Genomic DNA, 21370 nt, shown 5'->3' on the forward strand with positions numbered 1-21370 from the left:
TGAGCCGCGCGGTGGTTCGGCCGTGAGGACGGCAGGACCGGGTGGGGCGGTTCCCGGAGCGGCGGGTGAGGTGCACGGGGGCGGTGCGCCGATGCCTGCTTCGATCAACTCTGTTACGTCACCATGAAGTTGCTCTGGCAGACTGCGGACGGTCCAGCACGACCACGGCTGGACCGGCGACGGGGGTGGACACCATGCGGCGGGGCACGGTGCTGGGCGGGCGTTACGCCCTGACGGAACGGATCGGCAGCGGCGCCATGGGCGAGGTCTGGCGTGCGGACGACGCGGTGCTCTCCAGACAGGTCGCAGTGAAGATCCTTCGCACCGAACTGGCTTCCGAGGCAGCCTTCCTGGATCGCTTCCGACGCGAGGCGAAGGTCCTGGCCGCCCTCGACCATCCGGGCATCGTACGGGTCCACGACTACGGGGAAGCCGTCCCGGCCGAGCCCGCCGCTCCGGGGAGCACGAGCGACGCCGACGGCGACTCCGAACCTGTCAGGCCCGTCGCCTACTTCGCGATGGAACTCCTCGAAGGGCGCACCCTGGAGGACGTACGGGTGGAGGAGGGGCCGATGCCTCCGGAGCGGACGTTGCCCCTGGTCGCCCAGGTGCTCGACGCCCTGCACGTCGCCCACCTGCGTGACGTCGTCCACCGGGACATCAAGCCCGCGAACCTGATGCTCCGCAGCGACGGACGGATCGCCGTCACCGATTTCGGGATCGCGCGCCTTTCCGCCGGGACCAGGCTGACCGACTCGCACTCCGTGCTCGGGACCGCCCTCTACATGGCCCCTGAGCAGGCCGAGGGAGCGGGTGCCATTCCCGCGTCGGACCTCTACTCCCTCGGGGTCGTGACGTATCAACTCCTCACCGGAGAGCTGCCCTTCAACGGGGAGTCCGCCGTCGAGGTACTGCTGAAGCACATCCGTCAGCCGGCTCCGGACCTGCCCGACGACTTCCCGGAGCCGGTGCGCGTGTTCGTGGCCCGCGCCCTCGCCAAACGGCCGGAGGACCGGTTCACGGACGCCGCCACCATGGCGGTCATGGCCCGGCGTGCGGGGAAGGGCAAACCCGTCTCCGCAGGGCTCGGCGGTACGGGCGGGGGAGGGGAGAGCACCGAGCGGGACGGCGAGGAAGACAAGCGCGGCGGGGAGGCCGAGGACGGCAGGGAAGGCAAGGACGGCAAGGACGGCAGGGACCGCAAGGGTTCGGCACGGGGGGAGAAGGAGCGGAGCGGCCGACGCCGGCGCCGCCCGCTGATCGTGCCCGTCGGCATCGTGGTGGTGCTCGCCGTGGGTACGCCCGTTGTCCTCCAGATGGCACCGTGGCAGGAGGGGTCGCAGGCCGACTCACGAGGCGGAGGGCCGTCGGCCGCCGCGCCGTCCTTCCCGCCTTCGGGAGCGCCGAGTGCTCTCGGAACCACCGGGCCGACGGCGTCCGTCTCCCCGTCGGGGAGCGCAGGCGGGCCCTCCGGCGGCGACAAGGGCGCCACCGGGGGTGCCACCGGGGGGAGGGACGCCGGGGAAGCGCCGGGGACCTCCGGCGGTGCGGCGGTGGCAGGTGGAGGGAGCGGCGGTACGGGGACGAGTACATCGGGCGGCTCGTCGGGCGACGGCTCCGCGGGTGGTTCCTCCGGCGGTTCCTCCGGCGGTTCCTCGGGCGGCGGTTCCTCCGGGGGTTCTTCCTCCGGAGGCGGTTCCTCGACGACCTCGGGAGGCTCGTCGAGTTCCGGCGGTTCCTCCGGCGGAGGGTCGGACACCGGTCGTCCCTCCGACTGCGGGGGTGCCGGGTGGGGGCACATCGTGAACGTCGGTGACGGGCAGAAACTGGGGCTGGCGAGCGACAACGTCAAGGCCGGCGGCGGCCTGGCCATGGGCGGGGTGACCAAGTACGGCTGGGTGCGCACGAGCAAGGCCCATGACACCTTCCAGGTGTGCAACACCGAGGGCAGCGAACTGACGCGGACGTCACTGGGAGGGACGGTCCTCTCCTACGGCTCGCCCTACTGGTCGGTGGAGAGGGCGTCCTCGGGCACGTACCGGATCAAGGGCGGCCTGGACTGTCTCACGAGCCGCGGGGCCGGTACGCAGCCCATGCTCACCGACTGCGCCTCCGGGTACGACGCGCAGCTCTGGCGGATCCCCGGCTGAGCGCCGAGCCGGTCCGGGCGGGGCCTGCGCCGTGGTGCGAGGCGTTCCGACCGGGGCGTGCGAGCGGCGGCCGGCTTCAGCGGTGGTTGGTGCGCTTCGACTCGTTGCCGTCCTTGTCGTACGTCACCCACTCGCCGGTCTTCTTCCCGTGGGCGTAGGAGCCCTCGTCCAGCAGGTTGCCGTTGCTGTGCCAGCGCCGCCACGGGCCGTGCTGCTCGCCGTCGGCGAAGGCGCCCTCCTGGAGCTGCCCGCCGCCCTCGCGATGCCACACCCAGTGGCCTTCGAGCTGCCCGGCCTCGTAGACGCCCTGCGCCTTGACCCTGCCGTTGCGGAAGTAGAAGGTCCACGGTCCCTGCCGCTCACCGTCGGCGTACTCGCCCTCGCCTGACAGCTTCCCGTCCTTGAATCGTTCCTCGCCCATGGGGGAAGCATAGGAGGCTAGCGTCTGCTCCCATGGACCATGCTCTGCTCGCACGCGCCGACGGCCCTGTCACCCGTGCCCGGATCGCCCGCGATCTGACGGCGCTCGGTCTGGCCGACGGGGACACGGTGATGTTCCATACGCGGCTGTCCTCGCTCGGGTACGTCGCGGGTGGCCCGCCGACCCTGATCGGTGCGCTCCTGGACACCGTGGGGGAGCGGGGCACGCTCATGGTCACCTGTGGCTGGAACGACGCCCCGCCCTACGACTTCACCGATTGGCCCCAGCCCTGGCAGCACGCCGTACGGTCCGGTCATCCCGCGTACGACCCGGTGCTGAGCGAGGCGGACCACGACAACGGGCGGCTCCCCGAAGCCCTCCGCCGATGGCCGGGCGCCGTCCGCAGCCGTCATCCCGATGTGAGCTGCGCGGCGCTCGGCGCGGCGGCCGGTGAGCTGATGGCGGACCACCCGTGGGACGACCCGCACGGCCCCGGCAGCCCGCTCGCCAAACTGGTCGGACTCGGCGGCAGGGTGCTGATGCTGGGCGCACCGCTGGAGACCCTCACCCTGCTGCACCACGCGGAGGCGCTCGCGCAAGCACCCGGCAAACGGTTCGTGGAGTACGAGCAGCCTGTGCTGGAGGACGGGCGCCGGGTGTGGCGCCGCTTCCGCGACATCGACTCCTCCAAGGGGGCGTTCGACTACTCCCCGCTCACTCCCGCCGGTCAGGATCCGTTCGAGACGATCGGTCAGGACATGCTGGCGGCCGGGATCGGCCGCCGGGGCAAGGTGGGCGCGGCCGACAGCCACCTCTTCGAAGCAGCCGACGTCCTCGCTTTCGGGCGCACATGGATGGAGGAGAACATCGCCGGGTCCGCCGGTGCGGGGCGTTCTCCGCAGCCGCGCCAGGCCCCCGAGAACCCTCGCCGCTGAACCGCTCGGCTCGACAGGCCGAGGGATCACTGGATCAGGTCGGTGTGCGGATGTTCCGGGGAGTCCGGGCAGACGTATATCTGCATGTTGTCCGTGCTGCCCACCTCCACCTTCGTCGGCTGCGAAGGGTCCTGGCCCGCGTAGTGGGACGTGGCGCGGGCGTCGGACTGGTCCTCCTGCGGCGCCCAGCTGTGCCCGTCACCGCCGTCCCACTCCCAGGAGGCGATCGTCAGCAGCGGAACCATCCGCGCCTCGCACACGGCGCAGTGCCGCGGATACGGGTCGGTGCGGCCCCAGGGGGGCCAGCCGCCGGCCTTCCAGCCGGGAGCGTTGCCCAGGTGGGTGCGGTAGAAGTCGGGCGGATACTCGTCGTAGGGGCTGTCGAGCTCGACTCCGGCCGCCCGCCAGTTGTCCGGGTCCTCCAGCATCCGCCGCAGGTCCGGGCTCAGGTCCAGGCTGTTGGGGTACTCGGTGATCGCCTCCGGCGCCAGGACGCACGGCTCCGGCACATACCCCGGATAGTCCGCCTCGTACGGTTCGGGTGGCGCGGCGAGGACGTCGCCGACCTCCGCCGCCGACCTCCAGAACAGCGCGGTCGCCGGCTTGCAGTCCGGCTCGTGCTCGTACGGGCACCACAGGACCTGAAGCAGATCTGCCTGTCCGGGTGGCCGCAGCAGCGGTACGTCACGCAGGTACAGCTGAGCGACCGGCAGCATCGGGACCGGGTGTTCGGCGGGTGGAGCCCCGGCGTCGTACCGGTCGGCGAGCTGGGCGGCGCTGCGCTCCTTGAGGGCCTCCTCCTCGGGGGTGAGGGCGGGAGGCCGTTCGCCGGGGCGCCATCGCGACGCCAGGCGTCTCTGCAGCCGTATCGCGGTGGGTGACTCGCGGAACCCGGTGTCCAGATGCAGGTGCGAGTCCTCGCAGTGCGGCCATGGTTCGTCCGCCGGCCACAACAACGGTCCACCTGCCGAGCTCTCGCCGACCGAGGGCGACCCCGGACGCGGATGCAGCCGGACGGCCGGCCGCGCGAACGCGGCCAGCTCGGGGAAGGCCGCCGCCACATCGACCGGCCGAGGCGGAGTGGTACGTACGAAACTCATGCAGCAATGCTGGCACCCGGCTCTGACACTCCCTCACCGCCCGGCCGCCGTAAGGCCCCCACCGCGGCTTCAGGACCCGTACGGGGCCGCGCGGTGTCGAGCGGCGTCGCTCACCGCTGCCGTTCTTCGCGCAGGGTGAGGACGTAGGCCGCGGTGAGGGCCACGGCGCGGTCCTCGTCCTCGGCCAGGTCCGCCAGGGCGCGGGACGCCGTGTCCCCCGGGATCTCCGCGAGGGCCTGTGCGAGCCGTCGGCGTACGGCCGGACCGGTGTCCCGGCCGGTCAGGCGCCCGGCCAGCGCAGTGGCCACGAGGTCCGCCGCATCGGCCTGTTCATCATGGCCGGGCCGGTCACCGGGCGCCGGCCGGTGAGCCAGCGCCCGGAGTGCGTCCGCCGCGTCCACGTCGTTCACCCCGTCGGCAACCATGGCGACGAGCGTGGGCACGAGCGCGGGTACGGTCTCGGCATCGGCCGCGACCCGTGTCCCGAGCGCCAGGGCGGCGCACCTGCGGACCACGATGTCGGAGTCGTCGAGGGCGCCCCGCAGCGGTGCTACCACAGCGTCGCCCGGGATTCCGGCGAGCGAGCGGGCGGCACGGCGGCGTACGGCGGCCACCGGTGAGCCGAGGCCTTCCGCCAGCAGGGCCACCCCCGTGCCGCCGGAGCCGGACTGCGCCAGCGCCCACCGGAGGGCCCCGGCCACATGGGGGTCGCTCTCGTTCAGAGCCGCCTCGACCAGTGCCTCCACCGGCACCGGCGCTTCCTCCGCGGAGGACAGGGCCGCCCGCTGGCGCGTACCCGCACTCTCCGATCCAAGGCCGTGGAGGAGCGCGACGGTCTGCAGCACCTCCTCCCAGCCGGCCGGCTCCGCCGACCCGATCCGCCGCAACTTGGTGAGCAGCGCCGTCTCGGCGGCGATGCGCTCCTGTGTCCGTCGTACGAGGTCGTCGACGAGTCCGGCGGGCGTGAACGCGGGGTCGTCCAGCGCCCGTCCGACCTCGCGCAGCGACAGCCCCAGCGACCGCAGGCTCTCGATGTGGAAGATCCGCCGGATGTCCTCACCGGAGTACTCCCGGTATCCCCCGCCCGTACGGTCCGCGGGTGTCACCAGGCCCAGCGACTCGTAGTGCCGCAGCATGCGGGCACTGACCCCGGACCGCCGGGCCACCTCACCGATCAGCACTGCTTCTCATCCCTTCGCACCGTCCGGGCCGAGGGCCACGATCCGCTTCGCCTCCTCGACGGCGAACTCGTATCCCGCCTCCGGGTCGCGCAGCAGCCGCTCCGTGGCGAGAGCGTGCTGCCGGACCTCGGGGTCGGGGTCCTTCGCCGCGGTACGGAGCACCGGCCCGGCCGCTTCACCGAGCGCGATCAACGCCCGGCTCAGACTCAACCGCATCTCGCGCCCGCCGCGCCCCAACTGGGTCACCAGCACACCCGTGAGGTCCTCCTCCTCACCTTCGGGCACCAGCACCGTCGCCGCGCGCCAGGCGGAGCGTGCCACCTCGTCGTCCGCGTCGGTCAGCAGCTCCCGGGTGATCGCCGGCCACGCCCGCCGGTCCCCGGTCTTGGACAGCGTGTGCAGGGCCTGGCTCCGCGCCTGCGCCGACTCCGACCGGAGCTCACCGACGAGCACGGGGACCGTCGCCGAGCGCGCGTGACGGGTGAGGGCCCAGGTGAGCAGCTCGCGCACCTGGAAGTCCGGCTCGACCGCGCACCGGTCGACGAGCGTGCCGATGTACGACGGGTCCGGTGCCGTGCCCGCCGCCATCGCCGCCCGCAGCCGTACCGACGCTTCGTCCGCTCCGAGCGCCCGGAGCACTCGTGCCGTGCCGTTCACCTGATTCGCCTGATTCGCCGTGGTCATGGGAACCACCTCCTCGCCGACCAGTGGAGACGTTGTCACCGTGTCAAGGTCAAGCAGCCCTGCCCGGGTGGCTGAGGCGATCCTGGTGTTCGAGCCGGGTTCTCGGTGCGTTCACCGTTCATTACTCGGGGGATCGTCAGGCTCCCAGACGATCCGTGCATGAACCACATGACTCGTGTCAAGGCCTCCTCCTGCGCCCTGGCCGCCGCGCTCCTCGTAGGCATCACCGCCCCCGCCGTATCGGCCCACGGCGCCCCCTCGCACGCCGGGCGTGAGTCCCACGCACGTATCCCCTTCACCCAGGCCGAGGTCACCGCCCAGGACGACGGCTCGTACACCGTCGAGTGGAAGGCGCCCGGCATACGCCACGTCGCGATCAAGGCGAACGGGCGCACGGTGGCCTCGGGCGGGTCCACCGGCAAGGTCACCGTGCGCGGACTGCGCGCCGCCGACCGGCAGTGGTTCGATCTGGTGCCCGAGCGGGGTGGCTCGCTGCACCTCGCCGACCGGCTGATCAAGCTCGAAGGGTCCGTCAACTTCCGTGACGCGGGCGGCTACCGCACCACCGACGGCCACTGGGTGAAGATGGGCGAGGTCTACCGCTCCGACGCCCTGGACAAGCTGACCGACGGCGACCTGGCGAAGCTCCGCCGGCTGTCGATCCACACGGTCTACGACCTGCGCATGGAGTCCGAGCGCGCGGCGGGCGCCGACCGCGTCCCGGCCGGTGCGACCCATGTCGTGGCCGACGTCCTCGCCGGATCGTCGTCCATGACCACCATGCCGACGACGCCCGAGGAGGGCGTCGCGATGATGGTCGAGGGCGAGAAGTTCATGGTCAGCGGTGACACCGCCAAGACCGCCTACCGCACTGTCTTCGGCGGCATCGCGGACGACTCCTCGCGCGCCGTCGTCTTCCACTGCACGGCGGGCAAGGACCGTACGGGCTGGGCGAACGCCGCTCTGCTCACGGCGCTGGGCGTGCCGCGCTCCACGGTCATGGAGGACTACCTGGCCTCCAACGACTACCGCGCCGAGGCCAACGCCGCAGCCCTCGCGTCGATGCCGGCCGAGCAGGCCGCCGTCTACAAGCCCCTCATGGACGTGCGCCCCGAGTACCTCAACTCGGGCTACGACGAGGTCGCGAAGAAGTTCGGCTCGTTCGGCGCGTACGAGCGGCGGGCCCTCAGTCTGGACGCCAAGGACATCCGCGACCTGAAGCGGGACCTGCTCGTCGGCTGAGGCCGGCCTCAACGCTCGGTCGAGCGCTCCCGCGGCGTCCGTACGGGGAACCGGACGCCGCGGGAGCGGTCCTGGGCCCGGCCCTTCACCCCAGCAGTACGTCGTCGTCGCCGAGCCGCTTGACCTCGCGGTAGAGCACGGCGAGGCCGGTGACGACCTTCGCGGCCGAGACGACCGCGTCGACCAGCCGCAGGGTGTCGTTCTCCTCGCGGGCCAGCCTGGCCTCCCTCACGACGCCGAGCGCCCCGAAGGCGGTGGTCCCGATCGATATGTACAGCCGGGACCTGGACTTCTTCTTCATCTTCGAACTCATGGTTGTGAACCCTCCTCGGACACCGGCTGCCCAGCTTTCCGGGAAGGTCACCCCCGTGATCGCCCCGTTTCCGCACACCTGCCCGAGCGCGTCATGACCGGACGGCTCTCAGGGGGACTTGAGCATCGTCCTGATCCCGGCGGCGAGCGTGCGCACGTCCTCCTCGCTGGGACGGGCGGTCGCCGACGGTGAGGTCTCGTCCCGGTCGCCCGGCTCCCGGCAGGGGCGGCAGAGGCCGTCGGGGAGGGCTTCGGGGCGGCCCGGGGTGCCGCACCTGGTGCACTCCAGCATCACCCGGTGTACGGGCCCGCCCGGCGCGGGCGGCTGTGGCGCGGTGGGGGCGTGCGGCGGGATCTTGTCGACGAGGCGGCGGCGGACGAGACCGGCCGGTGAACTGACCGTCGCGGGGAGTCCCGCTGTCAGCGCCTGGGTGAGGTACTCGGTGTCCACACCGCGCGCCAGCCACTCGGCCGCCCGTGCCTCCAGAGCCGCGCAGTCGGCGGCGGAGAGCGCAAGCCGGGAGTCGATACGGCCGAGCTCCGCCAGAGCGCGGTACGCGGGGGAGTCCTGGGCGGGCTCCACCACGGCCGCCGGTTGCCGCTGCTGAGGTACGACGGGAGCGGGGGCAGCCTGCGCCGGTGCGGGAGGCTGCGGTACGGGCGTTCGCAGGGGCTCGGCCGGGAGTTCCGCCGTGTCCACCGTGTCTGTTGCGTCCGTCGTGGGCGGCCAGGGGTCCGGTTCGTCCGGCGCGAGGTCTGCGTACTCCGGTGCGGGGGCCGCCTCGGGAGTCCGGGGCGGCTGCGGCGTGACGGGCCCGGCCACAGCGGGAGCGACGGCCGCTGCCGGGACGTGCGGGGCGGGTGCGGCACTCGGCGTCGTGACCTCGGCGGCCGCCCACCACTCGTTGTCGTGGGCCGTTCGCGACCAGAACGTCCGCGAGACCCAGCGGACTTGGCCGAGATCGCCGACGAGGCACCGCACGCGTCGCAGATATCCGGCTGCGGCCAGCGCCTTGAGGGCCGAGGCGACGGCCTGCTGGCCGTACAGCGGCAGCTGCTTGGCGAGGCTCTTGACGTCCATCGAGGCGCCGTCGGGGAGTTGGTCGATGTACCCGGCGATGTACCGCTCGCGGGCGGGCAGCAGGGCGAAGTCATCGGCCCGCCGGGGGCGTTGCCCGGGCATCGAGCGCTTGCCGTAGCCGGGCTTGGCCATCGGGCAGGCGGTGCTCGTACGCGCGGTGCGCTCGACGGGGTGTGAGGGTGCGGTTCCGCGCACGGCGGAGATAACCTGCTGGGCAGCCACGGATCGACTTTCTCTCGATCTTGGGTGAGACCCCGGCCTGGTGTTGTCGCACCTCGTCGGGGTCGTTCGTTTCCGGCACCGTAAGCAGTCGCCACTCTCCGCCGCAAGTCGGTCACGATTAGTCATACTTGCTGGCCGTGACGGGTAGGGGAGGTGGGGAGGTCTTCCTGACCAACCTTCTTTTCCACCCGGTTGAAGGCATCGCTCGGGTCTCGGCTCTCGCGTCCCGGCCCTCGAATCCCGACGCCCGGATCCCGAAGCTCAAGCTTCGGGCGGACGACGGGATTTCGTCCCTCGAAGGGGTGAACAGATCAGGCCGGAGCTCGACTCCCGGAGCTTGAGCTCCAAGCTCCGGGACCCGAGCTTCGGGACGGGAGAGGGCGGCACGGCACTCACACCCAGGCCCCCTCCGCCCGCCCGCTCCCGCTCAGCGCAGCGAGTCCGGCAGCTCCTCGCGGTGGACGATGCCCAGGTGCTGGGTCGCCCGGGTCAGGGCCACGTACAGATCGCTGGACCCGAACCGTCCCGGCTCCACGACCAGCACGTTGTCGAACTCCAGCCCCTTCGCGTCGCGCGGTCCGAGCAGCACCACCACGCGCGTCAGGTCGGGTTCCTCGCCCGCGGTGACCCCGTCGATGCGCGCCGCGATCTCCTCGTGCAACTCGCGCGGGGCGATCACCGCGAGCCGGCCCTCCCGTGGCGTCAGTTCCTCGGTCGCCCGCGCGACCGCGCCCGCCAGATCCGTACCGGACTCCCGTGTCCACGGCTTCTCGCCCGTGGACCGCACCGATCCCGGCGGCTCGAACGACGGGTCCTCGGCCTGTATCACCCTCGCCGCCAGCTCCATGATCTCGGCGGGCGTACGGTAGTTGACCCCCAGCCGCACATGCTCGAACCGGTCGCCGACGTACGGTTCGAGGATCCGCTCCCAGGAGCCGACGCCCGCCTCCTCCGAGGTCTGCGCCGGGTCGCCGACCAGCGTCAGCGAACGCGTCGGCGAACGCCGCATCAGCAGCCGCCACGCCATCGGTGACAGCTCCTGCGCCTCGTCGACGATGATGTGCCCGAACGCCCATGTCCGGTCCGCGGCGGCGCGTTCGGCCGCGCTGCGGTGGTCGCCCTCCTCATGGCGCTCGGCCATCCGGTCGGCGTCGATGATGTCGTGGGCGGCCAGGACCTCCGAGTCCTCCTCATCCTCGAACTCGTACGTCTCCGAACCCCGCGACAGGTCCAGGACCCCCTGGGCGTAGGCGACCCGCTCCTGACGTACGGCCTCGGCGGCGGCCCGCTCGGCGCTGTCGTCGGAGCCGAGCAGCTCGGCCGACTCGTCGAGCAGCGGCACATCGGCCGGGGTCCACTCCCCGCCCGGCGCGCGACGGATCGCCGCCGCGTCCTCCTCGGACACGTACACCGGCTCGGCCAGGTAGTCGGTGACGAACTCCTCCGGAGTGAGCTGGGGCCACAGCTCACCGATCGCGGCGTGCACCTCCTCGCTCGCTGCGACGGCCTTGCCGATCTGCGCGACATCGTCCGCACCCAGGAAGTTGGGGCCGCCGTACGGGTCGGCGCCGATGCGCTCGGTGAGCTGGGCGGTGAGGGCGTCGATGACGTGGAAGGCGAAGTACGGCCGCGCGAGGTTGTGCGGGAGACGGGTCTCGCGGGCCGCCTGCCTGGCCTCGTAGGCGATCTCCCAGTCCAGCACGAGGTCACCGTCGTCGTGGGAGACGATCATCGGCGCACCCGGCTCGGGCAGCGCCTGCCGGTCGCGTACGGCCAGTGCCAGCGCCTCCGCCATGTCCGCGCCGCCCTTGACCGCCGCCGCGCGGGCGGTGTCGGTGCCCTGGGCGTGCACCCCGGGGAAGAGCTCGGCCTGCGTGGCCAGCATGACCCCGGTCTCGCCCAGAGCCGGCAGCACCTCGCCGATGTAGCGCAGGAACGCCGGGTTCGGGCCCACGACCAGGACGGCGCGCTTGGCGAGCAGCTCCCGGTGTTCGTAGAGCAGGAACGCCGCGCGGTGCAGCGCGACCGCCGTCTTGCCGGTGCCAGGGCCGCCCTCCACGACGAGGACCCCCCGGTGCGGGGCGCGGATGATGCGGTCCTGCTCCGCCTGGATCGTCCGCACGATGTCGCCCATGCGGCCGGTGCGGGCGGAGCTGAGCGCCGCGAGCAGCACCGCGTCGCCGCTCGGGTCCTCGAAGCCGGTGCGTTCGTCGTCGCCCAGGTCGAGGATCTCGTCGTGCAGCTCAGTCACCGTGCGGCCCTCGGTGGTGAGGTGTCTGCGGCGGCGAAGACCCATCGGCGTATGACCGGTCGCGAGATAGAAGGGCCGGGCGACCGGTGCCCGCCAGTCGATCAGGAGAGGCGTGTGCTCGGTGTCGTCCTCACGAATTCCGATACGGCCGATATGGTGCGCGGTGCCGTTCCGGAGATCGATACGGCCGAAACAGAGGGAGCCGTCCACCGCGTTCAGAGCGGCGAGCAGCCCCGAACGCTCCGAGACCAGCACATCCCGCTCCAGCCGGGCCTGCTGGCCCGTACCCACCGGCGTCAGCGCCTCCTCGACGCGCTGAGCCGTGTCGCCACGCAGCGCGTCGACGCGGGCGTAGAGCCGGTCGACGAATTCCTGCTCCTTCTGCAATTCGACGTTTTCGCGAGTTGACAAAATCGCTCCCTGCCGGATATGGTGTTTCTAGTGGCCCCCTTTGAGGGGCCTTTTCTGTGGGCGCACAGAAACACTCAATATACGTCAGGAAATCCCCGGTCCGCAATTGCGGCCGGGGATTTCCTGCTCGCTCAGTGCACGTCGAACTCGTAACCGTGCCGTATGTCCTCCGGGCAGCTGAAGACCCGCAGGTCGCCCCATCTGCCCACGGTGATCCCGGTGGTGTCGTCGCTGGCGACGGTGAACAGCAGTCTCATGGACGCGTCGCACTCCCGGCAGCGGATGTCCCTGGGGTCGGTCAGATGCCAGGTCGGCCAGCCGCCGAACTTGCAACCCGCGATGCGGGTGATGACGTCCCCGTCCTCCTCGTCGGCGGTCTCCTCCACCAGCCTGTTCACCGCTCCCCGAAGATCTTCCGGCAGTACGTCGGGGTAGGGGAAGTCCGTCAGCGGTACCGGAGTCAGTGCGCACGGCCGAGGAGTGAAGCCCTCGTCCTCGTCCGCCTGCCGCACGGGCACCGGGCCGCAGTGGGGTTGTTGGGACAGATCGGCGGCCCGGCGCCAGCGGATCTCCACGACCGGGCTGACATCGGCCTGCGGTGCTGGTGGGTCCCAGTGGGTGTTCGGGCACCACAGGAGCTGGAACACGTCGGTGTCCTCGGGCCACCAGTCGCCGGGCGCGTCACGCCGGAAGACCTGCGCCACCGGCAGCATCGCAACCGGCGGCAGCCCGGACGGCTCGAGTTCGTCCGGGGTGGAGCAGTGCGGCCAGGGTTCGTCCGCCGGCCAGAGCATCTGGCCGGCGATCGAACTGTCTTGGGCGCACGGTGCCCCGGGCGTCGGATGCAGGACGACCGCCGGCCGGCCGTAGGGCGCGAGGCCGGGCACGGCGGCGGCTATCGTCTCGGCGGACGGCCTGTTCGAGTAGGGGAGCATGGAGGGATCCTAGGCACCGCTCACCTGAGGCATTGCTCCCTGGCGGAAGCGTCGCCGCGGGCGGGGCCCGGGGCCCGGTGCAGTGCCCTCCGGGGCGGTGCGTCAGACCACGGCGAGCCGGCTCACCAGCAGTTCCACCCTCAGGGTGGTGTCCTCCGGCAGTAGCCGCCCCGACCGGGTCAGGGTCGCGAGGCCGTGCAGGGACGCCCAGAACACCTCGGTGAACAGCCCCGGGTGGACACCGTCCCCGGCTACCTCGCCCAGGCTCTCCAGCAGCGCCGCGAAGGCGTCCTTCAGCGGCTCCGGGGTGTCCTCCTGTGCGTACGCCAGGCCGCCGTCGAGCTGGAAGAGGGCGTCGTAGACCGCAGGGTTGCGTGCGGCGAAGTCGAGGTAGGTCCGGGCCAGCGCGGCGACCCGTTCGCGCGGGCCGTCCGCGGCCGAGGTCGCGGCCCGCACCGCCGCGGCCATCTCGGCGGCGCCCTGCAGGGCGACAGCGCCGATGATCTCGCGTTTGCCGCGGAAGTGGCTGTAGAGGACGGGCTGGCTGTACTCGATGCGCTCGGCCAGTCGGCGGGTGGTGACCGCGTCCCAGCCCTGCTGCTCGGCGAGTTCACGTGCCGTCGCCACGATGAGGCGCTCGCGCTCCGCCCGTTCACGCTGCTTGCGTTCTTGTACCGACATGGTTCGACCCTAGCACTGCTAGACAAGCGAGCAGTAGAAGGGTTAGCGTTGGCCCATCATCTAGCAGCGCTAGATCCCAGGAGGGGTCATCATGCTCAACGCACTCCAGGTGTTCACCACCGTGATCGTCGGCCTGATGGTGGGGGTGGAGTTCTCGGTCCTCTTCGTCGTGAACCGGATCCTCAACGCGCTCCCCGAGGACAGCAGCCAGCTCGGCCACGCCCACGGCGGCCGGATGCTCGGCGCCCTGATGCCGTTCTGGTACATCGGCTCGCTCATCCTCAGCGCGGTCTGGGCCGTCGCCGGGTGGCACCACGACGGGACCGGTCTCGTCGTCATCGCCGCCGCCCTGTTGATCGTCAGCGTGGTGATGTCGGTGCTGCTGCTCGTCCCGATCAACAACCGGGGCAAGACCTGGACCCCCGAGAACCGGCCCGCCGACTGGAGGGAGCAGCTGGACCGCTGGACTCGCTACCACTACGTCCGCGTCGCCGTCATCATCGCCGCCTTCACCTTCCTGGTCAGCGCGCTCGTCTGAGGCCGGTCGCCGGTCGCCGAATCCTCTGTCCCTATTCCCGTTTCCCGTGTCCCGCAAGGAGAAGCAACGATGCCGCTGAAGAAGATCAACACCGTCCTGGCAGCCGCCTTCATCCTCTTCATCCTCTGGTTCGGGTCGGAGTTCATCCTGCGCCCGGAGACGGTGGCGCCGGGCTTCGGCCTGCCGAGCTGGCCGCCCGGAGACGGCGGCGGCTTCCTGATCGTCAAGGGGACCCGCGACGTCGTCATGGCCCTGGTACTGGGGTTCCTGCTGGTGGCAGGCCACCGCCGGGCGCTGGGCGGAGCGATGCTGGTGGAGGCCCTCGCCGCGTACGGGGACATGGCCAACGTGCTGGCCCACCACGGCTCCGCGGCCACCGCGCTCGGCGTCCACGGGCTGACCGCGACACTGATGGCGGTCAACGGCCTGCTGATACTGCGCGAGACCCGCAAGGTCGCAGCTGCTCCGGCGACGCGCGGCGCGCCGCAGCCCGTCTGACGGGCAGCCCGCGGATACGCGGGCCCCGTCGCCCGCCCCCGCCTTGCCCCCGCCTTGCCCCCGCCTTGCCCCCGGCGACGGAGCCGCCGGAGGCAAGGCATGCTCGTCGCCCGTCGGGGCGTCAGCTCCCCGACGCCGCGAGCACCACGAACTCCGCGCCCCACGGGTCCAGGCACACCGCGAGCCGGCCGACGCCCTCGGCGTCGTCGGGCCCCATCTGGACCTTCCCCTTGTTGCCGGTCACCGCGGCGACCGCCTCGTCGCAGTCGGTGACGGCGAACACCGGGTGCCAGTACGGACGCCCGCCCGCCTGCGCGAGTTGCTGCTCGGGCAGCTCCATCAGACCGCCGTGCATCCGCTCCTCGGGGAGCCCGGCAGGCGTGATCATGGTGTACGTGCCACCTCCGCCCGGCATCTCCGTCTCGCTGTACTGCCAGCCCAGCACGGAGCCGTAGAAGCCCTTCGCCGCAGCCGCGTCGGTGGTGTACAACTCCGTCCACGACAGCGAGCCCGGAACGTCCACCACCTCCACACCCTTGGTGCTCCCCGGCTGCCAGACCGCGAACTGGCCGCCCTGGGGGTCGGTGTACTGGGCCATCCGGCCCCACTCGTCGAGATCCGTCGGCGCCACCCGGACCGTGCCGTTCGCGGCCTCCACCGCCCGGGTGGTGCTGTCGGCGTCGGCGACGCTGTAGTAGATCATCCAGGCGGACTTCGCGCCCTGCTCGGTGAGCTTGCCGAGCCCGGCGACGATCTTTCCGTCCTTCCGGAACATGCCGCCCTCGGGCTCATCGGGTGAGCCCATCGCCTCGAAGCTCCAGCCGAGGACCGAGCCGTAGAACGCGGCGGCGCCCTGGACGTCAGGGGTGCCGAGGTCCAGCCAGCAGGGCGAGCCGGGGACGAAATCGGTGGTGATCACAGCCATTCCCTTCCGGAGACGCTTTGTCCTCACCCTGGCACCGCCCACCGGACACCGCCCGTCGAACGCCTCCTCTCCGCCCGTCCCGTCGGGCCCGCCTCCGCCCGTCCCGTCGGGCGCCGACCCGGCCCGCCCACCTGGGAGCGTCGTCAGGTTGCGGTGACCCGCTCGCGGCCGGACGGTGGTGCGGTGACCGGGGCGGCGGTACCGCTGTCCGGGATGCCCCGGGGGCGGGAAGCGAGGAGAGACCATGCGCGACGCCCCCGGCAGCACGCGAACCCGCCGCCCCTCCCACCCCCTGCGCGGGCGGGTGGCGGTGGTCACCGGCGCCGCCCGTGGTGTGGGCGAAGCCCTCTCGCGAAGCCTCTCCGAGACCGGCATGCGGGTCGCCCTGCTCGGGAGGGAGAGGGAGACGCTGGAAGAGGTCGCTGCCTCCCTGCCCGGCCCGGCGCTCTGCATCGAGTCCGACATCACCGACCCTGCGACGCTCGCCGAGGCGGCCCGCCGGGTGGAGGCCGGACTCGGTCCCGCGAGCGTGGTCGTGGCCAACGCGGGCATCGCGGTGAGCGGCTCCTTCGCCGGCACGGCCCCCGAGCTCTGGCAGCGAGTGATCGACGTCAACCTCATCGGGTCCGCCGACACCGCCCGCGCGTTCCTGCCCCAGCTGACGGCGACCCGCGGGTACTTCCTGCAAATCGCCTCCACGGCCGCGTTCGGCTCCGCGCCGATGATGAGTGCCTACTGCGCCTCCAAGGCCGGAGTGGAGTCGTTCGCACTCGCCCTGCGCGGCGAGGTCGAGCCGGACGGAGTCCAGGTCGGCATCGCCTACCTCCACTGGACCCGTACCGACATGCTCGGCGGCATCGACGAAGACCCCGTCCTGCAATCCCTGCGGCGCAATCAGCCCCGCGTGGCCCGCCGGGTGCACACCGCCGGCCAGGTCGCCGAATGGCTCACCCGGGGCATCGAGCACCGGGCCCCGAACATCTACGCCCCACCGTGGCTCCGCTTGTGCCAGCCGCTGAGACCCCTGTTCCCGGCAGTCGTCGCCCGTACGGCCAGGCGCGAGCTGCGGCGACATCCACGCGGGACGATGACCTCCTCCGGGGCCCTGGGCGCGGGCGGACGCGCCGACTGGGACTCCTACCAGGCCACTCGCCCGTCGCCCGGACACGGGACGAGGCAGGGGCGCTGAGCCCGGGGCACCCGGCCGAACCCCGCCGAGGGCTACCGCCGCGCGGGGGAGACGTCGCGTCTCCGTCCGCCGTCCTTCACCGGCGGTCCGGGCTCCGCCCACAGCGCCAAGGGCAAGTGGCAGTGGTTTCCCCCTGCTTCCCGAGTCTCCTCCTGCTTCCCCGTGTCCCGTGCTTCCCCTGCACTCCGAGGGAGTGTGCGTTCGTACGTAACCCTGGTACCGCGTACCGGGCACCGCCCGTCGAACGCCTCCGTGTCGTGCGGCCAGTGCCCCCGTGCCTGCCGTCCCGAGGGCGTACCTCTGCGGCTCTCCGGACAGCCGCAGAGGTGCGTACGGGCGATCGCGTGCGGGAGGGCGCGAGTACGCCTACCGGGCCGGGGTTCAGCAGGCCTGCTGCGGTCCGGAGTTCACGGTGCCGACGCGCCCGACGACGGTGGTGTCGGCCAGACCCGTACCGGCGGCCCTGGAGACGTAGCAGGAGTAGCGGGTCTTGTTGATGACCTCGAGGTGTATATGGGCCCCGGAGTCGCCGTTCACCTGGTAGCAGGACGAGTAGCGGAACCGGCCGGTCTCACCGAGCTTCGTCCAGGGACCGACACCGGCTCCGACCGCGATCGCGGCGGGCTTGTTGTTGACGTGCATCACGTCGGCCCGGCCCACGACGACTCCGGTGCTCGCGTCCGTCGCCTCCAGCCCGATCCGGTAGCCGCCGTCGGCGAGGTTCCCGGTGGCGCAGCCCGGACGGACGGTCACGACCGTCACGTTCACCGGGTGCCCGCTCACCGTCTTGCTCCCGAACGGGGACACGACGGTGGCGCCGGGGTTCTGGTAGATGTCCACGGCCCAGTCGTTGACGTAGCCCCAGTTCGAGAAGACACGGTGGTGCGAGGAGGCCGGGGACTGGCCGAACCTGTCCCAGGTCGAGCTCCCCTGGATCGGCGGGTACACGCCGATGGTCTCGGCGGCGGCCACCTGTTCGGCCCGGGCGGACTGCGCCTGGGCGAGCGGAGCGGTCAGGAGCAACGACGAGGCCGCGAGGGCGGAAGCGATTCCGACGCAGGCGGAAGTGACGGGTCTCATGGTGCGTCCTCCGGGTGTGTGGGGGTCAGGCCACATGCCAGGTGTGACGGTGGCCGCTGGAGTGCCGTGCGTGACGCGGCATGAGTAAACACCAAGCGGTGACCGCCGTCGGCAGCTGGACGAAAACGTGATCCGATTGCATCAACTGCCTTGTTGAAAAGTTGAGTTGAAGGTCGTGTGAGGCGGTCGTCCCGTACAGGGGGCGTGCGGTGGCCGACGTTCGGCCGTCCTGGGGGTGAGGTGCGGGACAGGCTCGGATCGAGGTGCTCTTCCGTCACCCGGCGAAGGAGTGTACGTTCGTACGTACTACCGTGGGCCACCCAGTGGGGAGCCTCGCAACGATCTTCCGAAAGAGCTCGTCCCTGATGGACCTGGCCACACGTCGCCGCCGCACGGCGCTGTTCCTCTTCTTCCTCATCCCCGGCCTGTCGATCTCCTCCTGGGTGACACGGACACCGGACATCAGGGACCAACTGGGAGCCTCCACGACACAGATGGGCCTGATCCTCTTCGGCCTGTCCGTCGGCTCCATGCTGAGCATCCTCATGTCCGGGCCCCTGGTGGCACGCTTCGGCACCAGGCCGGTGATGGGCGTGGGCACGGCGCTGTTCGTCGTCAGCATCGCCGTCATCGGTGTCGGCACCCTGCTCTCCTCGGCGCCCATCGTCACCGCCGGGCTCGTCCTCTTCGGCATCGGCATGGGCGGCGGCGAGGTCGCCGTGAACGTCGACGGGGCCGAGGTCGAGAAGATCACCGGCCGCCCCGTGCTGCCCACCCTGCACGGGTTCTTCAGCCTCGGCACTGTCGTCGGCGCCTGCGCCGGAATCCTCTGCACGGCCGTCGAGTTCCCGGTGGAGTGGCACCTGGGCATCGTGGCCCTGCTCACCGCCGCCATGTTCGGCTACGGCATCCGCGCCATCCCCTCAGGCGTGGGGAAGGCCAAGGGCCCCCGGCCCGCCGACGGCGCCACCACCGGGGCCGGGGCGGTGGCAGGGGCGCCGGCCGGCGCGGTGGCAGGCGCGCCCGTCTGGAAGGACCGGCGCCTTCTGCTCATCGGCGGCATCATCCTCGCCATGGCACTCGCCGAAGGCGCCGCCAACGACTGGCTGCCCCTCCTCATGGTCGACGGCCACGGCGTGGATCCGGCCCTGGGCTCCACCGTCTACGCGGGCTTCGCCGCCGCCATGACCGTCGGACGCTTCTGCGGGAGTTTCCTCATCGACCGCTTCGGCCGTGCCCCGGTCGTACGGGCCAGCGCGATATCCGCCGCACTCGGCCTCACCCTCGTCATCTTCGCCGACTCGGCCGTACTCGCAGGTGCCGCGGTCTGCCTCTGGGGCCTGGGCGCCTCCCTCGGCTTCCCCGTCGCCCTCTCCGCGGCCGGCGACTCCGGCCCCGACTCGGCGGCCCGCGTCAGCCTGGTCGCGATGATCGGCTACGTGGCCTTCCTCGTCGGACCGCCCAGCCTCGGCTTCCTCGGCGACCACTACGGCCTGCGCCCCGCCATGCTCGTCGTCCTCGCCTTCGTCGCCGTGGCGGTGTTCCTGGCTCCGGCCATCGGGGGGCGCCGGGCGGGGGGTCAAGCCGGGACTCCGGCCGGTGTGCCTGTCGCCGGCCAAGCCGCTATTACCGACACCGACCGTGACGAGGGCCGCGCACCGGGGGTCGGACAGCGGCCCTGATCTCCTTGAGGTGTCGTCGACGACTTGGTTTCACAGCCGACGGCGGAGCGTCATCGGAGGGCTCCGCTCTTCCGGTCGAGTATCCACACGTAGCGCCATGTCCCGTTGTGCGCGCCGTGGGGCCCGCTCTCGACGCGTTCCCTGATCGATTGCCAGAACGTCTCGGGTGAAGCCGGACCCAGGGATCTCAACACGGGGTCTGCCACCGAACTCGCCACCGCGACGAGGAGAGCGGCGGTGGAGGTGGCCCTGGCGCCGGCCGCCGCCAAGGGGCCGCTCCTCACGGCGGAATCGATGTCAACTCGAAGCGCGCTGATCCGATCGTCAAACCCCGGACGCAGCTTGTTGATCTCGGACTGCGACTGCTCGGCGTTCAGCGCCGCGCTCATCGACAAGAGGAACGAGCGCAGGAAGTATTTGAACTGTTTGTGGCCTCTGAATTCTTCGGACATGATGCTGCTGAAATCTCTCGGATTGACACCTTGAACGGATGGCAGGTCGACCTGCAGTGCGGTCCTGACCAGGGGGTGCTGTGATGGCTCGGACCCCGACGAATCGATCAGCCTCCCGCCTCGCAGCACGTAGTCGACCACCGTGATCTGTTCCATCGGAGCACGATCAAAGGATGACCGGTTCGTCTGCCCTTTGTATTGCGACGAAAATTCTGATCGGGTCGAATAGCGTGGAAGATACCAGCAGAGCCCCGCGCGGATCATCGGTTCGTGTTCGATGACCCATGATCCGAGTGCGGAAAGATCTGGGCAATGCATCCCGTAGTGCACGGTCCGTTCGTCGCTGCCGTCACACTGCAAGGTGTCAGGATCCGTGTAGACGGTTTGTGTGTGAACCTTACCGAGGTGGCGATAGGGGGCATTCGTGCCGTGTGAGAGTATCAAGCTCTCCGATATCCAGGCGGATCGTTGCACCAAACCCCCGAAGTCGCCTTCTCCCATGGCGACGTCGAAATGTTTGCCCCTGAGATTCCGTTCCGCGAGAAACCGGGGGCGGCGTCGCTGTGCACCCGAGAACATCAACTGTCCGTACATCTCGGCGACCGCGACAGGATTACGGCGGACATCCGCAGGCAGGCGCTTCAGGGCCCTTCCCATCTGGCGGGCGACATCCTGATCACCGGGTACGTCCGGGCGTCTCCACATGGACGAAGTGTCAGGGATGCCTATCCGGCGTTCAAGGCCCCGGAGCGACGGCTGCGCCAAGTATGGAAACCCTTGGGGATGTTGCGGCGAGAGCGTCAGAATGGACAGGAGTGGAATCGGTGTGCGTCCGCGAAGCCACGATTCCTGCGCGGTGTGCACACCTCAGTGCGCCGCCCCGGCCCGGTCGGCCAACGAGCACTCGGCCCAGACCGTCTTGCCCGGTCCGGAGCGATCTCGTACGCCCCACCGCACGGCGAACGCGTCGACAAGCATCAGCCCGCGCCCTCCGTCCGTGTCATCCGCCGGCCTGCCGAGAACCGGGCGCGCATCATGGGTGTCCGCGACCTCGACGCGGACCACCTCCCGCACCCCGTCGTAGGTGAGCCGCAGTGCGAAGTCCCTGCCCGGGACCCGGCCGTGCAGCACGGCGTTGGAGGTCAGCTCGGCGACGACGGCCGTGGCCGCCTCATGGCCGTCGGCCCCCCGCACGAGCCCCCACTCGGCGAAGTGGAGCGCGGCGAGCAGCCGTGCGAGACGCGCCCCGCGGCGCGTGGACGAGAAGCGCTGGTCGAACGCGCTGAAGGTGCGACCCGGTTGGGAGTACAGCTCTGACATGGCGTCAGCGTGCACGGCAGCGAGGCCCCTGCGGCAGACACGGCACCCATACAGATCGGCTTGTACCGGTTCACCGAACG

Annotated in this window: 20 protein-coding genes; 7 read left to right on the forward strand and 13 right to left on the reverse strand. The window is 71.1% G+C overall.

Annotated features, from left to right (window positions below; translation table 11 throughout):
* The first annotated feature begins 194 nt into the window (after positions 1 to 194).
* Entirely contained in the window at positions 195 to 2150 is a 1956-nt protein-coding gene (locus ACGFNN_RS00775) for a protein kinase (protein ID WP_393551586.1), read from the forward strand.
* Between the two features lie 76 nt (positions 2151 to 2226).
* Here ACGFNN_RS00775 and ACGFNN_RS00780 read toward each other — a convergent pair whose 3' ends face one another.
* A complete protein-coding gene (locus tag ACGFNN_RS00780; protein ID WP_393551588.1) occupies positions 2227 to 2571 on the reverse strand; it encodes a toxin-antitoxin system YwqK family antitoxin in 345 nt (114 codons plus the stop codon).
* A gap of 32 nt (positions 2572 to 2603) precedes the next feature.
* Between ACGFNN_RS00780 and aac(3) the strand changes: the two genes are divergently transcribed.
* A complete protein-coding gene (gene aac(3), locus ACGFNN_RS00785; protein ID WP_393551590.1) occupies positions 2604 to 3506 on the forward strand; it encodes an aminoglycoside 3-N-acetyltransferase in 903 nt (300 codons plus the stop codon).
* A 26-nt stretch (positions 3507 to 3532) separates the two neighbouring features.
* On the opposite strand, the gene ACGFNN_RS00790 is transcribed toward aac(3), so the two are convergent.
* From ACGFNN_RS00790 to ACGFNN_RS00800, 3 genes are all read right to left on the reverse strand, one after another.
* A complete protein-coding gene (locus tag ACGFNN_RS00790) occupies positions 3533 to 4606 on the reverse strand; it encodes a hypothetical protein (RefSeq protein ID WP_393551592.1) in 1074 nt (357 codons plus the stop codon).
* Positions 4607 to 4716: 110 nt separating this feature from the next.
* The gene (locus ACGFNN_RS00795) at positions 4717 to 5787 is read right to left on the reverse strand and encodes a HEAT repeat domain-containing protein (RefSeq protein ID WP_393551594.1); all 1071 of its coding nucleotides are present in this window, start codon (positions 5785 to 5787) and stop codon (positions 4717 to 4719) included.
* Between the two features lie 6 nt (positions 5788 to 5793).
* A complete protein-coding gene (locus ACGFNN_RS00800; protein WP_393551596.1) occupies positions 5794 to 6471 on the reverse strand; it encodes a HEAT repeat domain-containing protein in 678 nt (225 codons plus the stop codon).
* A gap of 159 nt (positions 6472 to 6630) precedes the next feature.
* On the opposite strand from ACGFNN_RS00800, the gene ACGFNN_RS00805 reads away from it, so the two are divergent.
* Complete coding sequence (locus ACGFNN_RS00805; RefSeq protein WP_393551598.1) at positions 6631 to 7713, forward strand: tyrosine-protein phosphatase; 1083 nt, start codon at positions 6631 to 6633, stop codon at positions 7711 to 7713.
* An 85-nt stretch (positions 7714 to 7798) separates the two neighbouring features.
* On the opposite strand, the gene ACGFNN_RS00810 is transcribed toward ACGFNN_RS00805, so the two are convergent.
* The 5 genes from ACGFNN_RS00810 to ACGFNN_RS00830 all read right to left on the reverse strand — a co-directional run bounded on the left by ACGFNN_RS00810 (position 7799) and on the right by ACGFNN_RS00830 (position 13606).
* Positions 7799 to 8026 carry a hypothetical protein gene (locus tag ACGFNN_RS00810; RefSeq protein WP_362670124.1) on the reverse strand — a complete coding sequence of 76 codons (228 nt, stop codon included), beginning with the start codon at positions 8024 to 8026 and terminating at the stop codon, positions 7799 to 7801.
* Between the two features lie 108 nt (positions 8027 to 8134).
* Positions 8135 to 9238 (reverse strand): MarR family transcriptional regulator, encoded by a 1104-nt coding sequence (locus ACGFNN_RS00815; RefSeq protein WP_393552871.1) that lies wholly within the window; start codon positions 9236 to 9238, stop codon positions 8135 to 8137.
* Between the two features lie 517 nt (positions 9239 to 9755).
* Positions 9756 to 11966, reverse strand: a complete 2211-nt coding sequence (locus ACGFNN_RS00820; RefSeq protein ID WP_393552873.1) for a HelD family protein — start codon at positions 11964 to 11966, stop codon at positions 9756 to 9758.
* A gap of 155 nt (positions 11967 to 12121) precedes the next feature.
* Complete coding sequence (locus ACGFNN_RS00825; RefSeq protein ID WP_393551600.1) at positions 12122 to 12925, reverse strand: DUF1963 domain-containing protein; 804 nt, start codon at positions 12923 to 12925, stop codon at positions 12122 to 12124.
* A 102-nt stretch (positions 12926 to 13027) separates the two neighbouring features.
* A complete protein-coding gene (locus tag ACGFNN_RS00830) occupies positions 13028 to 13606 on the reverse strand; it encodes a TetR/AcrR family transcriptional regulator (protein ID WP_393551602.1) in 579 nt (192 codons plus the stop codon).
* 91 nt (positions 13607 to 13697) lie between these two features.
* Here ACGFNN_RS00830 and ACGFNN_RS00835 point away from each other — a divergent pair, with 91 nt between their 5' ends.
* Together ACGFNN_RS00835 and ACGFNN_RS00840 are read left to right on the forward strand one after the other, a co-directional pair.
* On the forward strand, positions 13698 to 14144 hold the full coding sequence (locus ACGFNN_RS00835; protein ID WP_393551604.1) for an anthrone oxygenase family protein: 447 nt from the start codon (positions 13698 to 13700) through the stop codon (positions 14142 to 14144).
* A 69-nt stretch (positions 14145 to 14213) separates the two neighbouring features.
* Positions 14214 to 14642 (forward strand): DUF4267 domain-containing protein, encoded by a 429-nt coding sequence (locus ACGFNN_RS00840; RefSeq protein ID WP_393551606.1) that lies wholly within the window; start codon positions 14214 to 14216, stop codon positions 14640 to 14642.
* 121 nt (positions 14643 to 14763) lie between these two features.
* Here ACGFNN_RS00840 and ACGFNN_RS00845 read toward each other — a convergent pair whose 3' ends face one another.
* Positions 14764 to 15561, reverse strand: coding sequence for a VOC family protein (locus tag ACGFNN_RS00845; RefSeq protein ID WP_393551608.1), 798 nt, complete (start codon positions 15559 to 15561; stop codon positions 14764 to 14766).
* A 250-nt stretch (positions 15562 to 15811) separates the two neighbouring features.
* Here ACGFNN_RS00845 and ACGFNN_RS00850 point away from each other — a divergent pair, with 250 nt between their 5' ends.
* Positions 15812 to 16756 (forward strand): SDR family oxidoreductase, encoded by a 945-nt coding sequence (locus tag ACGFNN_RS00850; protein ID WP_393551610.1) that lies wholly within the window; start codon positions 15812 to 15814, stop codon positions 16754 to 16756.
* A 381-nt stretch (positions 16757 to 17137) separates the two neighbouring features.
* On the opposite strand, the gene ACGFNN_RS00855 is transcribed toward ACGFNN_RS00850, so the two are convergent.
* Positions 17138 to 17836, reverse strand: a complete 699-nt coding sequence (locus ACGFNN_RS00855; protein WP_393551612.1) for a hypothetical protein — start codon at positions 17834 to 17836, stop codon at positions 17138 to 17140.
* Positions 17837 to 18201: 365 nt separating this feature from the next.
* On the opposite strand from ACGFNN_RS00855, the gene ACGFNN_RS00860 reads away from it, so the two are divergent.
* On the forward strand, positions 18202 to 19518 hold the full coding sequence (locus ACGFNN_RS00860) for an MFS transporter (protein WP_393551614.1): 1317 nt from the start codon (positions 18202 to 18204) through the stop codon (positions 19516 to 19518).
* 50 nt (positions 19519 to 19568) lie between these two features.
* Here the strand turns inward: ACGFNN_RS00860 and ACGFNN_RS00865 are convergent, their stop codons facing one another.
* Both ACGFNN_RS00865 and ACGFNN_RS00870 read right to left on the reverse strand, forming a co-directional pair.
* Positions 19569 to 20675: a hypothetical protein gene (locus ACGFNN_RS00865; protein WP_393551616.1), complete on the reverse strand. Its 1107-nt coding sequence runs from the start codon at positions 20673 to 20675 to the stop codon at positions 19569 to 19571.
* 162 nt (positions 20676 to 20837) lie between these two features.
* Positions 20838 to 21290, reverse strand: coding sequence for an ATP-binding protein (locus ACGFNN_RS00870; protein ID WP_393551618.1), 453 nt, complete (start codon positions 21288 to 21290; stop codon positions 20838 to 20840).
* Between the last annotated feature and the right edge of the window lie 80 nt (positions 21291 to 21370).

Source organism: Streptomyces sp. NPDC048590, assembly GCF_043199535.1.
In the GTDB taxonomy this organism is placed as follows: domain Bacteria; phylum Actinomycetota; class Actinomycetes; order Streptomycetales; family Streptomycetaceae; genus Streptomyces.

Bases quoted from the DNA above. Each gene is read 5' to 3' on its own strand.
- ACGFNN_RS00835 (WP_393551604.1), top strand. From the start codon at position 13,698: ATGCTCAACGCACTCCAGGTGTTCACCACCGTGATCGTCGGCCTGATG.
- ACGFNN_RS00865 (WP_393551616.1), bottom strand. From the start codon at position 20,675: ATGTGGAGACGCCCGGACGTACCCGGTGATCAGGATGTCGCCCGCCAG.
- ACGFNN_RS00805 (WP_393551598.1), top strand. From the start codon at position 6,631: ATGAACCACATGACTCGTGTCAAGGCCTCCTCCTGCGCCCTGGCCGCC.
- ACGFNN_RS00850 (WP_393551610.1), top strand. From the start codon at position 15,812: ATGCGCGACGCCCCCGGCAGCACGCGAACCCGCCGCCCCTCCCACCCC.
- ACGFNN_RS00790 (WP_393551592.1), bottom strand. From the start codon at position 4,606: ATGAGTTTCGTACGTACCACTCCGCCTCGGCCGGTCGATGTGGCGGCG.
- ACGFNN_RS00775 (WP_393551586.1), top strand. From the start codon at position 195: ATGCGGCGGGGCACGGTGCTGGGCGGGCGTTACGCCCTGACGGAACGG.
- ACGFNN_RS00830 (WP_393551602.1), bottom strand. From the start codon at position 13,606: ATGTCGGTACAAGAACGCAAGCAGCGTGAACGGGCGGAGCGCGAGCGC.
- ACGFNN_RS00810 (WP_362670124.1), bottom strand. From the start codon at position 8,026: ATGAGTTCGAAGATGAAGAAGAAGTCCAGGTCCCGGCTGTACATATCG.
- ACGFNN_RS00855 (WP_393551612.1), bottom strand. From the start codon at position 17,836: ATGAGACCCGTCACTTCCGCCTGCGTCGGAATCGCTTCCGCCCTCGCG.
- ACGFNN_RS00825 (WP_393551600.1), bottom strand. From the start codon at position 12,925: ATGCTCCCCTACTCGAACAGGCCGTCCGCCGAGACGATAGCCGCCGCC.
- ACGFNN_RS00815 (WP_393552871.1), bottom strand. From the start codon at position 9,238: ATGGCCAAGCCCGGCTACGGCAAGCGCTCGATGCCCGGGCAACGCCCC.
- ACGFNN_RS00800 (WP_393551596.1), bottom strand. From the start codon at position 6,471: ATGACCACGGCGAATCAGGCGAATCAGGTGAACGGCACGGCACGAGTG.
- ACGFNN_RS00840 (WP_393551606.1), top strand. From the start codon at position 14,214: ATGCCGCTGAAGAAGATCAACACCGTCCTGGCAGCCGCCTTCATCCTC.
- ACGFNN_RS00780 (WP_393551588.1), bottom strand. From the start codon at position 2,571: ATGGGCGAGGAACGATTCAAGGACGGGAAGCTGTCAGGCGAGGGCGAG.
- ACGFNN_RS00860 (WP_393551614.1), top strand. From the start codon at position 18,202: ATGGACCTGGCCACACGTCGCCGCCGCACGGCGCTGTTCCTCTTCTTC.
- ACGFNN_RS00870 (WP_393551618.1), bottom strand. From the start codon at position 21,290: ATGTCAGAGCTGTACTCCCAACCGGGTCGCACCTTCAGCGCGTTCGAC.